Source organism: Burkholderiales bacterium (assembly GCA_013695435.1).
In the GTDB taxonomy this organism is placed as follows: Bacteria; Pseudomonadota; Gammaproteobacteria; order Burkholderiales; family JACMKV01; genus JACMKV01.
The window spans coordinates 1-14,677 of record JACDAM010000087.1 but is presented as its reverse complement, the minus strand read 5'-3'; the positions used below and the strand labels follow the sequence as shown (position 1 = coordinate 14,677).

General features: G+C 59.9%; 13 protein-coding genes. 9 read left to right on the top strand and 4 right to left on the bottom strand.

The window, feature by feature from the left end; all coding sequences use genetic code 11:
- Positions 1-85 precede the first annotated feature (85 nt).
- The 3 genes from H0V78_05315 (at position 86) to H0V78_05305 (ending at position 4,257) form a co-directional block, all read left to right on the top strand.
- On the top strand, positions 86-3,547 hold the full coding sequence (locus tag H0V78_05315; GenBank protein MBA2351213.1) for a pyruvate carboxylase: 3,462 nt from the start codon (positions 86-88) through the stop codon (positions 3,545-3,547).
- Between the two features lie 227 nt (positions 3,548-3,774).
- Complete coding sequence (locus H0V78_05310; GenBank protein ID MBA2351212.1) at positions 3,775-3,987, top strand: hypothetical protein; 213 nt, start codon at positions 3,775-3,777, stop codon at positions 3,985-3,987.
- 18 nt (positions 3,988-4,005) lie between these two features.
- Positions 4,006-4,257: a hypothetical protein gene (locus tag H0V78_05305; GenBank protein MBA2351211.1), complete on the top strand. Its 252-nt coding sequence runs from the start codon at positions 4,006-4,008 to the stop codon at positions 4,255-4,257.
- Between the two features lie 217 nt (positions 4,258-4,474).
- On the opposite strand, the gene H0V78_05300 is transcribed toward H0V78_05305, so the two are convergent.
- Complete coding sequence (locus H0V78_05300; GenBank protein ID MBA2351210.1) at positions 4,475-6,472, bottom strand: AsmA family protein; 1,998 nt, start codon at positions 6,470-6,472, stop codon at positions 4,475-4,477.
- A 153-nt stretch (positions 6,473-6,625) separates the two neighbouring features.
- A complete protein-coding gene (locus H0V78_05295) occupies positions 6,626-6,748 on the bottom strand; it encodes an entericidin A/B family lipoprotein (protein MBA2351209.1) in 123 nt (40 codons plus the stop codon).
- Between the two features lie 295 nt (positions 6,749-7,043).
- Here H0V78_05295 and H0V78_05290 point away from each other — a divergent pair, with 295 nt between their 5' ends.
- Complete coding sequence (locus H0V78_05290; protein ID MBA2351208.1) at positions 7,044-7,670, top strand: undecaprenyl diphosphate synthase family protein; 627 nt, start codon at positions 7,044-7,046, stop codon at positions 7,668-7,670.
- Between the two features lie 393 nt (positions 7,671-8,063).
- Positions 8,064-9,914, top strand: a complete 1,851-nt coding sequence (locus H0V78_05285; protein ID MBA2351207.1) for a lipase maturation factor family protein — start codon at positions 8,064-8,066, stop codon at positions 9,912-9,914.
- 69 nt (positions 9,915-9,983) lie between these two features.
- On the opposite strand, the gene H0V78_05280 is transcribed toward H0V78_05285, so the two are convergent.
- A complete protein-coding gene (locus H0V78_05280) occupies positions 9,984-10,334 on the bottom strand; it encodes a hypothetical protein (protein ID MBA2351206.1) in 351 nt (116 codons plus the stop codon).
- 236 nt (positions 10,335-10,570) lie between these two features.
- On the opposite strand from H0V78_05280, the gene H0V78_05275 reads away from it, so the two are divergent.
- Positions 10,571-11,680 carry a heavy-metal-associated domain-containing protein gene (locus H0V78_05275; protein ID MBA2351205.1) on the top strand — a complete coding sequence of 370 codons (1,110 nt, stop codon included), beginning with the start codon at positions 10,571-10,573 and terminating at the stop codon, positions 11,678-11,680.
- A 280-nt stretch (positions 11,681-11,960) separates the two neighbouring features.
- Positions 11,961-12,227, top strand: a complete 267-nt coding sequence (locus tag H0V78_05270; GenBank protein ID MBA2351204.1) for a hypothetical protein — start codon at positions 11,961-11,963, stop codon at positions 12,225-12,227.
- A 224-nt stretch (positions 12,228-12,451) separates the two neighbouring features.
- On the opposite strand, the gene H0V78_05265 is transcribed toward H0V78_05270, so the two are convergent.
- Complete coding sequence (locus H0V78_05265) at positions 12,452-13,327, bottom strand: hypothetical protein (protein MBA2351203.1); 876 nt, start codon at positions 13,325-13,327, stop codon at positions 12,452-12,454.
- A 701-nt stretch (positions 13,328-14,028) separates the two neighbouring features.
- Here H0V78_05265 and H0V78_05260 point away from each other — a divergent pair.
- Both H0V78_05260 and H0V78_05255 read left to right on the top strand, forming a co-directional pair.
- Positions 14,029-14,373: a helix-turn-helix transcriptional regulator gene (locus H0V78_05260; protein MBA2351202.1), complete on the top strand. Its 345-nt coding sequence runs from the start codon at positions 14,029-14,031 to the stop codon at positions 14,371-14,373.
- Positions 14,370-14,677, top strand: a 308-nt coding sequence (locus H0V78_05255) for a VOC family protein (protein ID MBA2351201.1), incomplete at its 3' end; no start/stop codon positions are given. The genes H0V78_05260 and H0V78_05255, both read left to right, overlap by 4 nt.

Genomic DNA, 14,677 nt, shown 5'->3' with positions numbered 1-14,677 from the left:
CTCATCATTGTTCCAGACATAAGCGGCGGCAATGCTGTCGCTTCTCTTGCGCGGTTACGTCTTGCCTAGTTCACAGCGCAAAGCCATGAAAAGCCAGGCCAGACCTGTCAAGCCCATAAAAAAAATTCTGGTTGCGAATCGCAGCGAGATTTGTATCCGCGTCATGCGCGCCGCGGCGGAGATGGATATCCGCACGGTTGCGATCTATTCCCACGAAGACCGCTTCGCGCTGCACCGTTTCAAGGCCGATGAAAGCTATCTGGTCGGCGCCGGGCAGAAACCGATTGCGGCCTATCTTGATAGCCGAGACATCATTCGCATCGCGCGCGAGGCCAAGGCGGATGCGATTCATCCGGGTTACGGTTTCTTGTCCGAGAATCCGGATTTCGCCGAAGCGTGCGCTCGCGCCGGCATCACTTTTATCGGCCCCAGACCCGACGTCCTGCGGATTCTTGGCGACAAAGTCGCGGCGCGCGCCGCCGCGCAGAAGGCCAGGGTGCCGGTGCTGCCGGCATCGGGCGCGCTGCCGCACGACTTGCATCAGGTCAGGAAAATCGCAGGCAAGCTCGGTTATCCGTTGATGCTCAAGGCGAGTTGGGGCGGCGGCGGGCGCGGCATGCGCGTGATCGAATCCGAAGCCGATCTGCCGGCGCAAATCGAAACCGCTCGCCGCGAGGCGAAGGCGGCGTTCGGAAACGACGAGGTGTTTCTCGAAAAGCTGTTGACGCGCGCGCGCCACGTTGAAGTTCAGGTGCTGGGCGATCAGCACGGCAATCTGCTCCACCTGTTCGAGCGCGATTGCTCAGTGCAGCGGCGCAATCAGAAAGTGGTGGAGCGCGCGCCGGCGCTGTATCTGACGGATGCAGAGCGGCAAATGCTCTGCGATGCGGCGCTGCGCCTGTGCCGGCAGGTCGATTATTCGCATGCCGGCACCGTCGAATTTTTGATGGACGCCGATAGCGGCGAGTTTTATTTCATCGAGGTCAATCCGCGCATCCAGGTCGAGCATACGGTGACCGAGGAAGTGACCGGCGTCGATATCGTGAAGGCGCAGATCCGCGTCGCCGAAGGTCAGCGTCTCGGCGATGCTGAAGCGAAGCTGCCGGCGCAGGAAGACGTGAGGCTCAACGGCCACGCCCTGCAGTGCCGGGTGACGACGGAAGATGCGGAAAACGGCTTCACCGCCGATTACGGCAGACTCGACACGTATCGCAGCCCGGCCGGCTTCGGCATCCGCCTCGACGGCGGCGGCGCCTATCCCGGCGCCATCATCACACCGTATTACGATTCGCTGCTGGTCAAGGTCACGGCGTGGGCGCCGACAGCGGCGGAAGCCGCATCGCGCATGGATCGCGCGCTGCGAGAATTCCGCATTCGCGGGCTGGCGACCAATCTGCAGTTCCTCGAAAACGTGATTCGCCACCCGCTGTTCCGCTCCGGCGAATGCACGACGCGCTTCATCGACACGACACCGGAGCTGTTTCATTTCACGCGCCGCCGCGACCGCGCGACCAGGCTGCTGAAATTTATCGGCGACGCCGTCATCAATGGCAATCCGGAAATGAAAGGCCGCCCGGCGCCCACGCCGGTGAGCGCGCCGGGCAAGCCCGATTTCGACATAAGCGGAACGCCGCCGCCCGGCACGCGCGACCGCTTGCGCGCACTCGGCGCGGAAAAATTCGCGCACTGGATGGCACAGCAAAAGCCTGTGCTGCTGACCGACACCACGATGCGCGATGCCCACCAATCTCTGTTTGCCACGCGCATGCGCACGCGCGACATGCTCGAGATCGCGCCATATTACGCGCACAGCCTGCCGCAGTTGTTTTCCCTCGAATGCTGGGGCGGCGCGACCTTCGATGTGGCGCTGCGCTTCCTCAAGGAAGATCCGTGGGAGCGGCTCGCGGACTTGCGCGAACGCGTTCCCAATATTCTGTTTCAGATGCTGCTGCGCGCATCGAACGCCGTCGGCTACACGAATTACGCCGACAACGTCGTGCAGCATTTCGTGCAGCAGGCGGCGGCAGCCGGCGTCGACGTGTTCCGCGTGTTCGATTCGCTGAACTGGGTCGAAAACATGCGCGTCGCCATCGATGCGGTGCGCGAAACCGGCGCGCTGTGCGAAGGCGCAATCTGCTATACCGGCGATCTGTTCGACACCAGCCGGCCGAAATACGGCCTCAAATATTACGTGACGATGGCGCGCGCGCTGGAGCGGGCGGGTTGCAACGTGCTCGGCATCAAGGACATGGCAGGTGTGTGCCGGCCGCGCGCGGCCCATGCACTGATCACCGCGCTCAAGGAGGAAACAGGCTTGCCGATCCACTTCCACACCCACGATACCAGCGGCATTGCGGCAGCCAGTGTGCTGGCCGCGATTTCGGCAGGCTGCGACGCCGTCGACGGCGCCATGGATGCCATGAGCGGGCTGACCTCGCAGCCCAATCTCGGCAGCATCGCCGCGGCATTGGCCGGCAGCGAGCGCGATCCGTGTATCGATTTCGATGCGCTGCACGGCATTTCGCAATATTGGGAAGGCGTGCGCCGCTACTACGCCGCGTTCGAGGCCGACATCCGCTCCGGCACCTCCGACGTTTATCGCCATGAAATGCCCGGCGGCCAGTACACGAATTTGCGCGAACAGGCGCGCGCCATGGGTCTCGCGCATCGCTGGAGCAAGATTTCGCGGACGTATGCCGATGTCAACCTGCTGTTCGGCGACATCGTCAAGGTGACGCCGACCTCCAAAGTCGTCGGTGACATGGCGCTGTTCATGGTCGCCAACGATTTGCAGCCTGCGGATGTGCTCGATCCGGACCGCGAAATCGCTTTTCCGGAATCCGTGGTGTCGATGTTGCGCGGCGAACTGGGTTATCCGCCTGACGGCTTTCCATCTGACCTGCAGCGCAAAGCGCTGAAGGATACGCAGCCGATCGAAGGTCGTCCCGGCGCCAGCCTGCCGTCGGTCGATCTGGCAGCCGCGCGCTCTGAAATCGAGAAAAACATAGGCCGCGCCATCAGTGAAACCGAGCTTGCTTCGGCGCTGATGTATCCGAAAGTATTCCGTGATTATGCCGAGCACCGCCGGCTGTACGGCGATGTCAGCGTGTTGCCGACGCCAGTGTTCTTCAATGGCCTTCAGGACGGCGAGGAAGTGTCGGTCGATATCGAGCGCGGCAAGACTTTGCTGATACGACTCCTAGGGCGCGCCGAGCACGAAGAGGGCACTGCGCGCCTGTTCTTCGAACTGAACGGACAGCCGCGCGTTGTCCGCGTGGCGCGCGCAGGCGCTGCGGAAGCCGCCGGTCATCCGAAGGCCGAGGACGGCAACCCGCAGCAGATCGGTGCGCCGATGCCGGGGACTATCGTTACGGTCGCGGTCAAGGTCGGCCAGAAAGTCAGCAGCGGCGACCCGCTACTGTGGATAGAGGCGATGAAAATGGAAACCACGCTGCGCGCGGAAAGCGGCGGCACGATCGCGCAAATTCACGTCAAGCCTGGCGCCACCGTCTCGGCAAAAGATTTGCTCATCACGATGGAAGCCTGAAAGTTATTTATCCGGCGCCAGCGTTCATGTCGTTTCTGAAGTGATTGGCGTAAAGGCTTTGCGGATAAATCAAAAGCTTTTCTGCCCTGTCCATGATGGAACCACACTGTGCTTCGTGTCTCTAAATTTTTGTCATCGAGAATATTGCGAAGGCGTTTACAGGATTGTGGCATCTTGTTTCGCGACGATCCCCCACCCATGCAAAGGTCACTTGAGGAGATAGCAACATGAGAACGATATCGAAAGCTTTCGCGGCGCCGGGTTTGCTGATCCTGGCGCTGGCGACGACTGCCTGCGGAACGCTAGGCGGTGCTGCGGTTGGCGCCGGCGCCGGTGCGGCGGTAGGCGCCGGCACCGGTTATGGTACGAGTAAAGGCGCTCTGATCGGCACCGGCGTAGGCGCTGCCGCCGGTGCGATTTACGACATTGTCAAGAAATAAGGAGAAACCATGAAAACCATGCGCCAATTAGCAGTAGCGGCTTTCGGATTGATGTTGTGCAGCGGAATTGCGTTCGGTCAGGACAAATCGGCCGATTGCGCCAAGGGCGCGCCGGCGAAAATCGAAGGCAAGGTCGTGGCGGTCAACGCTGAGCAAGGTAAGCTGAGCGTGCAGGGCGGGGACGGCAAAACCCACGAGTTCCAGTTGACCAAGGAAGCAGTCCAGCAATACAAGGTCGGCGACGCGATCGACGCCAAGCTTCGCTGCTAGATTCATGAGTCTGAAGTTAGCGGAATAAATCCAACCCATGTCATTCCCGCGGAAGCGGGAATCCAGCCCGTCGGATAGCGACTGCTGGTGATTCGTTGTGCGAAAACTGGATTCCCGCTTGCGCGGGAATGACGATTCGTTTTTGTAACGAATTCCCAATTCAGGAACCGAGGCGCACTTTCTTGTCGGGCGCTATCGCCTGCAAGATCTCCCGGCATCACTTTTTCTTCGTCTTTTTCCCCGCGCCCGAGTCCTGATTTTTCGCGTCCGCCATAAGATTGGCGCAATTGCTGTCTTCGCCGGGCCCGGTCTCGATCAGTGGAATCAGCGCGGCGAGCGGATTGATCAGGCCGAGCAGGATGGCGGCGCCGCCGCGTTTCGCCAACGACGATTTGTCGGGCGCGAAGTTCGGGTCCTTGAAGCTGCCGGTTACGTGCAAGGGAGAGCGGCCGCTGAAAATGCTGATGTCTTTCGGCAAAGGGCGCAGCGTCAGATCGAGTTCTTCCTTCGCGAGATCGATCGTGCCGTCGCCGCGGATGATAGTGTCTTGCGTGTCGATCACGAACACCTCGGTTTTCATCAGGCCGTCGTCGATCGCGAATTGGCCGACCGCGCAGCGCACCGGCACGCGCTGGTCGCCGGCGAGTAAAAATTTGATGATTTCACCGCCATCGAGGCCGACGAATTCGAGCAGCAGATTGCTGATCTCGCCGCCATCCATTGCCAGCCCGAGGCGGCCATCGAGGCCGGCCAGAATTTTCGCTGCGGACGTGCCGCTGCTCCTGAATTCGGCGCTGCCGCCGATTTCGCCGCTGCTGTTGTCGGCCATCTCAACCGTCGGCATCAGCCTTTTGAGACGCAGCCTTTTGAACTGAACACTGGCTTCGCTCGTCACCGGCTCCTTGCGCGCGTCGAGCGCCACGCGCGATACGATGTTGCCGCCTGCGAAACCGAAGTCCAGCGGTTGAACGGTCAGTTTGCCGCCCTCGATTTTCAGATGCGCGACCATGTTGTCGAGCGGCAAAGCCTTGCGGCTCCTGATCTGTTTTGCCTTGTATTTGACGTCGGCGTCCATGCTGCGCAGGCGTTCGGGCGGGAAGCCTTCATCGGGCAACGCGCGTTTCTCGCCGGCCGCTTTTTCGACCGCTTGCTTCTGCTGCTTCGACGCCGTCTGGCCAGGCCCGGTCGCGGGCTCGGCGCCGACGAAGCCGGCGAGGTCGTTGAAATCGAGCACCTTCGATGTCAGGTCGGCCTGTATCGAAACGCGCTCGGCGACGCTGGTATCGACGGCGACAAAATCGCCAGCCAGATCGCTGTCGCCGACGGCGCCGCTGAAATCGTTGAAACGCCACTTTCCGGCTTCGCGCCACAAATGCCCGGCAACCCGATACGGCGGCGATTTCGGCAGATTGAGCTTCAGAATCGGATACAGCTCGGCCATGTCGGCGCCGCGCAAATCGAGTTGCAGATCGACCGCGGACAGTTTCAGAAGATTGGTGATCGTGCCTTGCAACACGGCGCTGGTTTGACCGATAGTCAGCTTGCCGTCGATCGGGAACGGCGCGCTTTGATCCGTCAGCTTGAGCGCCGAGCCGCCGCGGCCGCTTGCCGAAGTCGCGCGGTTTTTGTACTTGCCGCTGGCGGAGAAACGTATCCCGTAGGGACCATCGGCCGTCGTCTGGTTGGCGATGGCAACGTCGATTTCGAGGTCGGTGCCGATATTCGGGTCGCGGTAATTCAGTGTGCCGCGGTCGACGCGCAATTCGCCGATCACCGGCCCCGGCCCTTCCGGTTTATCGGGTTTGAGTTGCCAGTTGCGAACGCCTTCGCGGTTCTTTTCGAGCAGCACCAGCGGTTTGACCAGAACCACTTCCGGCAACACGACGTTGCCGCGCAGCAGCTCAGGAAGTTTGATCGAGAATTCCGCGACTGCGGCTTCGACCATGATCGGCTTGCTGCCCCACGGCGCGTTGCCGAAGCGCACCTGCTCGAGATGGATATACGGGATCGGCCATCCCCATACCCTGTCGCCGTTGCCCGACATCCAGCGGACATCGATGTCGCCGCCAATCGAGAATTCCCGCCCGGTTTTTTCCGTAACCTTGCGTTCGATCGCGCCGCGCAGCATGCTCCAGTCGAATACAAGCGCAAACAACAAAAACGCCGCGGCGGCGATGCCGATTCCGATCAGGCTGTATTTCAGCGGCTTGACCATGGAGTCCCTGATACGATTGCTGCGCTCGCTGCACAGAAACAAAAAGGCGCCGTTTTTCGCGGCGCCTCGCGGCTGACAACCCAGCGCAGACCGTAAGGATCTGCAATCGCCGGGTGTCACCCCCGGCTGAATCTGGATCTTGTTCTGCTCGCCCTACTTGGCTTTATCCTGGATTTTTTCACCGCCGCGTTCCATGTCCTTGCCCGCGCCCTCAAAGGTGTTACAGCCTGCGAGTAGCGCAAGAATGAAAGCGACTGCCGATAGTTTTTTGAACATGCTTTTCTCTCCTTTTGGGTTCGTTTTGATCCGGAACTACGGCTTCGCTAAAGCAAGCGACATGCCGACATCCTAAAGTACGCGGTTTGGTTTTGTTCTGCAAGGCTCCCCTTGGCGTTGGCGTGCCGAGACCCGCCGAATACGAAGGCGTCCTTGTAATTTGTACAAAAGCAAGACGATACTGCAAACTTCGAGCTTGCCGAGAACTAGCAGCAAGAAATAGCAGCATTGAGCGCTTGAGAATTCGCCCCGTGCCTGTTTTCCGCCATGCGTTTCGCACCCGAATAAACCTGTCATGAGATCAAAGCGAACCAAAACAACATTGCCGCGGCACATCGGCTTCATTCCCGATGGCAATCGGCGCTGGGCGCAGTCGCAGGGGCTGAGCAAGGAGGAGGGCTACGCGCACGGCATTGAACCCGGGCTTGCTTTATTCGAGGCTTGCAAAAAAATCGGCGTAGCCGAAATTTCGGTGTACGGTTTCACCCAGGACAACACGCGGCGCTCACGCCGCCAGATCGAAAACTTTCGTGCTGCGTGCGTTGCCTATGCTGAGGAGATCGCACGGCGCGGCGCCGCCTTGCTGGTTCTCGGCGACGAAACGTCGAGCCAGTTTCCCGAGGCGTTGACGCCGTTTCGCGAACGCAAGGGTAGCGGCATCAAAGTCAACTTCCTGGTCAACTACGGTTGGCAGTGGGACCTCGACGGCCTGAAAAACGGCGGCCTGCGTTCGCACGATGTTTCGCGCATCGATTTGATCGTGCGCTGGGGCGGCGGGCGGCGACTCAGCGGATTTCTTCCCGTGCAATCGGTGTATGCCGATTTTTTCGTCGTCGACGACTACTGGCCCGATTTCGCGCCCGGCCACTTCGAAAGCGCATTAAGCTGGTTCGGCAAGCAGGACCGGACGCTGGGGGGATAAAGGGGCGGAAGTGTCTACCAGCGCCTTGATGCAAGGCGCTGCATGCCCGCGCAGCTTTGGCCCGGCTGGCTTAAGCCGGGAGCGGAACCAGTGTCCGCACATTTCTTGTATAGGGCCTGCTCACACCTAAATCATGCCCCGCGTTGCCCCCAAATCGGGATGATCGCGCGAAGCGGAGCCGAAGTGAAGGGTCATTCCCTTCACGAGGGTCCGCGACAAAGCGAGCGCCCGGTTTGGGGGCAACCCGTAGGGCTTTGGTCCGGCGGGGCGCGCTGCCGCGTTGGTCGTCGTTTGCAGGGAATGGCCCTGCGGCGCGCCGTCCGCCTCGCACCGCATCCCGCGAGACCAAAGCGCCGGGCATGATTTAGGTTTGAACAGGCCCTAATCTCCGGCATGCCACTATTGATCTACGACGGCGATTGCGCGTTCTGCTCGTGGTGGGCGCGTTATTGGCAGCGGGGATCGGCAGGACGCCTGCGCATCGCGCCGTATCAGCAAGTCGCAAACGATTACCCGCATATTCCTGCGCGGGAATTCAGCCGCGCGGCTCAATACATTGGCGCCGAAGGCGAGCGCAGGAGCAGCGCGGCTGAAGCGAGCTTGCGCGCGGCGTCGGCGGCGCGCGGCAACAGCCTGTTGCTGTTGGCGTATCGGCGCGTACCGGGCTTTGCGGCAGCAGCGGAACGTGCTTATGCATTCATCGCTCGCCATCGCGGCGTGTTCTACGCGATCACGCTGGCGCTCTGGGGCCGGCAGGCCGAGCCGCCGCGCTTCGAGCGGGTGTCCGGGCTTTTTCTACGCGCGCTCGGCTTGATTTACGCTGCGGCATTCGCTTCTTTCGCCGTGCAGACGCCGGGTCTCATCGGCAGCGGCGGCATCCTTCCGCTCGGCGATCATCTGGCGCGCATCGCGGAACGCTATGGCGCCGCCGCCTGGTTGCGTTATCCGACAGTATTCTGGCTCGATGCCAGCGATCAGGCGTTGCAAGCGGTGTCGTGGGGCGGCGTGATCATCGCGCTGTTGCTGGTTTTCGATGCGCTCCCTGGCGCCGGTCGGCGGCGTCCGCTGTTGCTGCTGGTGTTGCTCGCGCTTTACCTGTCGCTATTTCATGCCGGGCAGGTGTTCATGATTTACCAATGGGATCTGCTGCTGCTCGAAACCGGCTTCCTCGCCCTGTTTTTGACTTCGGGCTCGGTGCTCGCGCTGTGGCTTGCGCGCTGGCTGCTGTTCCGCTTCATGTTCCTGTCCGGAGTCGTGAAGCTTGCCAGCGGTGACGCGAGCTGGATGGACCTGACCGTGCTGACGCGCTACTTCGAAACCCAGCCGCTGCCGACGCCGCTGGCGTGGTATGCGCACCAGTTGTCCGACCCTGTGCTGATCGCAGCCGCGGGCTTGATGTTCACGATCGAACTCGTCCTGCCATTTTTTATTTTCCTGCCGCGCCGCCCGCGCTTTCTCGCCGCATGGGCGTTCATCGCGTTCCAGCTCGCAATCATCGCAACCGGCAACTATGGTTTTTTCAACCTGCTGACGATCGCACTGTGCCTGCTGCTGTTCGACGATCAGGCGATCGGCAAATGGCTTCCGGAAAAATGGCGCGCCCCGCGCATCGCGCGATCGCCAACAGCGCTGGCGACCGCTGTGACCGCCCTTTACGCCGTCGTCGTCGTGCTCGCCGGCAGCGGTCAGATATATGCCGCGGCGAATCGCAGTGAACCGCCAGTGCTTCTTGCGAAACTCGCCAACCTGGCCGCACCGTTGCGCTCCATCAACAGGTATGGCGCATTTGCCGAAATCATCACCGAGCGCCAGGAGATCGTCGTCGAGGGCTCGCTCGACGGCCAGACCTGGCGCGCGTACGAATTCAAATATAAACCGGGCGATGTTGCCGAAGCGCCAGGTTTCAGCCTGCCGCATCAGCCGCGGCTCGATTGGCAGATGTGGTTCGCAGCCATCGGCAACGAATCGCGTCACTGGTTTCCCGGCTTCTTGCAGCGCTTGCTCGCCGCATCGTCCGACGTGCTCGCTTTGCTGGCGAACGATCCGTTCAAAGGCGCCAGGCCGAAAGCGGTGCGCGCCGTCATCTACGAATACCGCTACGCCAGCCGCGAACAGCGCGCGCAGGGTTTATGGTGGGAGCGGCGGCAAACCGGTTTGTACTATCCGACCATCTCGGCGCAGACGGACGCGCCAGGCGCGCCGCCCGGTTCGAATTTGCCCGATTCGATCATGCGGCCGCGCTGATGGGAATGCGGCTGTGCATCGCACCGATAGTCGATCTGCATAAATGCCGGATCAGGATCGAATGCTGAATCAAAACTGAACGCCAAAGCGGCGCAGGAGCGCGAGCATCAGATAGTAGAGCGCGAACATCGCCACACCGCTGATCATAAGGGCCGGATAAAACGCCCAACCTTTTTTGAGCAATGCCGGCAGCAGCAGAAACAGCGGCAATGACGGCAGCGCCAGCCAGAAAATGCTGCGCGATAAAGCGATGACCTGCTCGCTGCTGCCGGTATCCACGTACAGCCAGATCATCGCCAGCAACGACACCAGCGGCAGCGAAGCGAGCAGACCGCCGAGCAGCGAACTGCGCTTGGCGATCTCCGAAACCGCGACGATCAACGCTGCCGAAATCATGAGCTTGGTCAGGTAATAAATCATCAGTCATTTCTCCGGCGCAGTTTCGTTCGAGCGCCCGATAGCAGTTTATTGTCGGCCGTCCCGCAATGAAAGAAAGCCGGGCTTCAACTTTGCCACAATGGTAAGGTCAAGCGCCCAAAGCGTGAGATATCCCGCCAAACTGTTGACCTCGCCATGATGGGAACCCTGATGATGGCGACTGTCATTCGGGGAATCATCATGAATACAGCTATGAATACTCACATCGAGACGCCGGCATCGGCTGCCGGGCAGGCGCTGCACGAATCGCCTTTCGGCATTGCCGGTATGACCTGGCTTCATTCGTTGCGCGCATCGAAAAGGCATTGAACGTTGTGCCCGGCGTCACCGGCGCCTCGGTTAATCTTGCCACCGAAACGGCGACCGTGCGCGCCGCCGCCGGCACCCCGACCTCCGCGTTGCGCTCGGCGATCGAGGGTGCCGGCTACGGCATCGTCGAACAGCATGCGGTACGCGATGCGGTGTTCGACATCGAAGACGAAGCAAAAATCTTCATGCCGGTCACGGCTCGATATGAAGAGATCAGCAAGCACATCGTTAAAAACCCCGGCGCTGTGCGCGGCTGGTGGCTTTGGCGTGGCCAGGACATCGTCGAAACGCGTTCTGCGGATGGCGCCGAGGGCGAGTTGTGGAAACGCGTGGCAAGTGGCGGCATGGAGTACACGCAGCTATACCAAACGCGCCGGCAGGCCGTCGTCCACTACCACGGCGATTTGCGGGCGAGCGGCAATGCGAAAAGCTGGAACACGCTCAATACAGTCATCGATGACTGTCAGCTTTCCCGGCTGACGCATAAAGGCAATGTGACTGTCCTCGACCGAAAAGGCGAGAAATATGCGGGAGTCCTGGACGGCATCAAGACCGAGATCTGGTGGCTGCCGAAAGAGCAGTTGCTGGCGCTGGTCAGGAAGACGTCGGGCGGACATCGGGTGGAATTGCGTCTTCGCGAATTACGGCCGCTCACCCAGACATCCCTGCAAATGACTGGCGACGAGCAGCTTGCCGATTATCGCCTCATCGACTTCGCCGATCTTGGCGACATGAAATACGACCCGTTCGTAAAAGCATACAGGCCGGCGAAGAACATCATCACTGACTTGGTTCAGCGCTCGCGAAAGGCGTTTGCGATGAATTCGAACGCGCGCGCCTGCCCGATCGCTGTGAGCGCCGTCGGTTTCGACGATCGGGGACTACGGGCGCGCAGACGGAACCTCATGCAGTCGTTCTTGCCCGTCTTAGGGCGCCGTTTTCCGGTGGCCGCCTTGCCTCTCGGCTTCTCGTTTTTTAACCACGCGCCGCGAAATTGCCCAGCGCACGTTTCGTTATGAGCCCGAGCCACCGAGCCATACCACCGTCCCGGCTATCTATCTTCGATACTGCGTGCTGCGCAACAAGCGCCTGCGCAGCGTTTCACCTGTTTTACCGGCAGAGGCCAAGCCACCAGATAGCGGCTCATGTAAGCCTTCCACACGTTTTGTGATGAAACTGTGAAGCTCCGGTGATGGCAGCGTGAGTTTGGAAGCCTAAGATTAACTTCGGAGCAATTGATTGATTCGCAAACCGCCGTCGTCTTCGGGATGAGGCAGTTTAAGTTGACAAGGAGCCAACATGTTCGAGATCAAAAGGTCTGTACCGATACTCAGCGGCCTCATATTGTTCACCGCCGCTTCGGCAAGCATTGCCGGTAGGTACGGTGACGATGAAATTCGCCATTGGGATCAAATCAATAAAGCGCGGCAAACGGTGGAGCAAACTGCTGCCTCGGAACGCGGCAGAAGCATTGCGGGACCAGCCGGGGAAGAGATGATCATTGAAGGCAAGCCCGGCAAGCAGCTTCATAAGAGGTCTCCATTCCAGAAGAACGGCGCGGGCTAAGCGTCCCCTGGAGCGCGAGGCTCATCCGGCCGGCGTCGGGCTGGGAGAGGAACCTTGTGCTTAATCGAGATTTCCCCACCGGCGCCAGATCGGGCAAGACCCGTTCTTATGCACAGCGATTGAAGCCGAAGCTTGAATGACGCGAGAAATTTTGATTTCTACTGCCCGCGTGTGGAAGCCCGAAAAAGGCGCTGCCCTGTTGATTGATCCGTCGCTTTACGAGATCACCTGGCCAACACCGTCTGCATCGTTTCGCGATGCTCCGGCAGGTCAAATAATGCGATAACCTCCGTGATGAACACTCGGTGCCTTGCCGGAGCAGCTTGACGCCAGCTTTCCAGATATTCGAGGAAACCGGCTTCCGGCGAGCTGCGATGAAGATTCAGATAGCCTATGGCTGCCCAGTGTTCGGGTGTGCTCTCGAACAACGAAAGCAGCAGATTTGCGCAGACTTCGTTTTTTTGGCGCAGGTAAGGATTTCCACTTACGGCGTCCCGATTCGCCGCATACCATGTCCCAAACGCGATGTCGCCGGGTAGCCGCCGGTGGCTTTGCGTGGTTAATTGCTCCGCATAAGCTCGCAAAACCGCCGCGTAGTCTGCCCAATCGGAATAGGGCGGGTTCGATCCCCAAGTGCTCGCCATGCGTCGCAGGGTGAAAACCGCTGCCGCTTCGCACACCGCCTCCTCGAACCATTGGTTAGGCTTTACGCCGTTGTTCACTTCGCCACGCTCGTAGTTCGAAAAAACGTGGCAAAGTTCATGAGAAAACTGGTAAGCATATTGGGCCCAGCGTCTATTCTTGGCGCTTAACAAAATCACGTATTCCCCGTTTCTACCTTTTTGGTAAAGGGCCGCAGGAGCTTTTTCGCTCGGGATAACCACTATCTCGGCTGGTGGACGAGTCTCGATAAAGCGCCGAAGCTCGGACGCTACAGAGTAAAGCAGCGCTTCGATATCGGCGGTGTTGGCGTTTCCCCAGTTACCTTCCGAAACTTCGATTGTCAGCGCTTTATCTTCGCCGGAACTTGCGCGCGCAGTAGTAACTGAGGCGCTCAAAAAAGCGCCGAGTATGCTAATCAGTACCAGAAGATTGCGCATGAGTGTGGCAGGAATTTTTTAAGCTGACGCCAGCAGGCGCCGGTGTTCGCGGCGATGTGTTTGCTTATCGCAAACTGCGCGCCAGCGGACACACTCTAACTAAGACGTTGACTAATCGTAGAAAAAATCAAGATAAATTGAAGATTGGATACTAGCCGGATGCACTTCGCTGGCGCATCTGCGGAAAGCGGCGCACCAAGAGCATGCAAAAAGCCGCCGTGGAATATTGGGCGCGGGTGCACGGCCATGCACAAACCGTGGTGAGACGCGGCTGTAGACAGCAGGATTGGGGCCTGCCCACACATAAATCATACCCCGCGCTTTGCTCTCGCGGGATGCGATGCGAGGCGGACGGCGCGCCGCAGGGTCATTCCCTGCAAGCGACGGCCAACGCAGCAGCGCGCCCGCCAGACCAAAGCCCTACGGGTTACCCCCAAACCGGGCGCTCACTTTGTCGCGGACCCTTGTGAAGGGAATGGCCCTTCACGAGGGTCCCGCTTCGCGTGATCATCCCGGTTGGGGCAACGCGGGGCATGATTTATGTGTGAACAGGCCCTAATAGGCAACCCGGAAGAAAATGCCGAACGGCGGCAGCGCGTCTGATCAACGCCGATCGAACTCCAGGCCCTGGACCTGCTCCAGAGTCTGAGGCTTGGAAATGGATGTTTGCTCACCCACAACACTTCCAATATACTAGAACAATGGAAACAAAAACCGCCATACGCGCTTTGGCCGCTTTGGCGCAAGACACCCGGCTTGCGATATTTCGGTTACTGGTTGCCGAGGGCCCGGTGGGGTTACCGGTAAGCGCCATCGGCGAGCGTCTGGGCGTAGCGCCGGCCACGCTCTCTTTTCATCTGAAGGAATTAAGCCACGCCGGACTCTTGATCGTGCGGCAGGAGGGGCGCTTTATTTTTCACGCGGCCAACTTCACAACGATGATCGATCTCGTCGGTTACCTTACCGAGAACTGCTGTGGCGGACACCCCGAGCAATGCGTACCCGCCCGCGAAACCACATCCAGACCGAAAAGGAAATCAGCATGAAACGCTTTCATGTCCATGTCGCAACCGATGATCTTGACGCCAGCATTCAGTTCTACTCAGCCGTCTTGGGCACTGAGCCGACGGTGGTCAAAACCGACTATGCCAAATGGATGCTCGAAGATCCGCGCATAAACTTCGCGGTATCGAGACGAGGACATAAACCAGGTGTCAATCACTTGGGCATTCAGGTGGATTCCGACGCGGAGTTGGAAGCTTTGCGCGAGCAGCTCGAGCGCGCCGAAAGCGCCGTGTTGGAGCAAAAGGGCGAAGCTTGCTGCTACGCTGAATCCGACAAGTACTGGAC

Excerpts from the sequence above, each read along its gene's own strand:
- H0V78_05285 (MBA2351207.1), top strand. The coding sequence starts at position 8,064 with ATGCCACTATTGATCTACGACGGCGATTGCGCGTTCTGCTCGTGGTGG.
- H0V78_05315 (MBA2351213.1), top strand. The coding sequence starts at position 86 with ATGAAAAGCCAGGCCAGACCTGTCAAGCCCATAAAAAAAATTCTGGTT.
- H0V78_05265 (MBA2351203.1), bottom strand. The coding sequence starts at position 13,327 with ATGCGCAATCTTCTGGTACTGATTAGCATACTCGGCGCTTTTTTGAGC.
- H0V78_05270 (MBA2351204.1), top strand. The coding sequence starts at position 11,961 with ATGTTCGAGATCAAAAGGTCTGTACCGATACTCAGCGGCCTCATATTG.
- H0V78_05290 (MBA2351208.1), top strand. The coding sequence starts at position 7,044 with ATGAGATCAAAGCGAACCAAAACAACATTGCCGCGGCACATCGGCTTC.
- H0V78_05295 (MBA2351209.1), bottom strand. The coding sequence starts at position 6,748 with ATGTTCAAAAAACTATCGGCAGTCGCTTTCATTCTTGCGCTACTCGCA.
- H0V78_05260 (MBA2351202.1), top strand. The coding sequence starts at position 14,029 with ATGGAAACAAAAACCGCCATACGCGCTTTGGCCGCTTTGGCGCAAGAC.
- H0V78_05300 (MBA2351210.1), bottom strand. The coding sequence starts at position 6,472 with ATGGTCAAGCCGCTGAAATACAGCCTGATCGGAATCGGCATCGCCGCC.
- H0V78_05310 (MBA2351212.1), top strand. The coding sequence starts at position 3,775 with ATGAGAACGATATCGAAAGCTTTCGCGGCGCCGGGTTTGCTGATCCTG.
- H0V78_05305 (MBA2351211.1), top strand. The coding sequence starts at position 4,006 with ATGCGCCAATTAGCAGTAGCGGCTTTCGGATTGATGTTGTGCAGCGGA.
- H0V78_05280 (MBA2351206.1), bottom strand. The coding sequence starts at position 10,334 with ATGATTTATTACCTGACCAAGCTCATGATTTCGGCAGCGTTGATCGTC.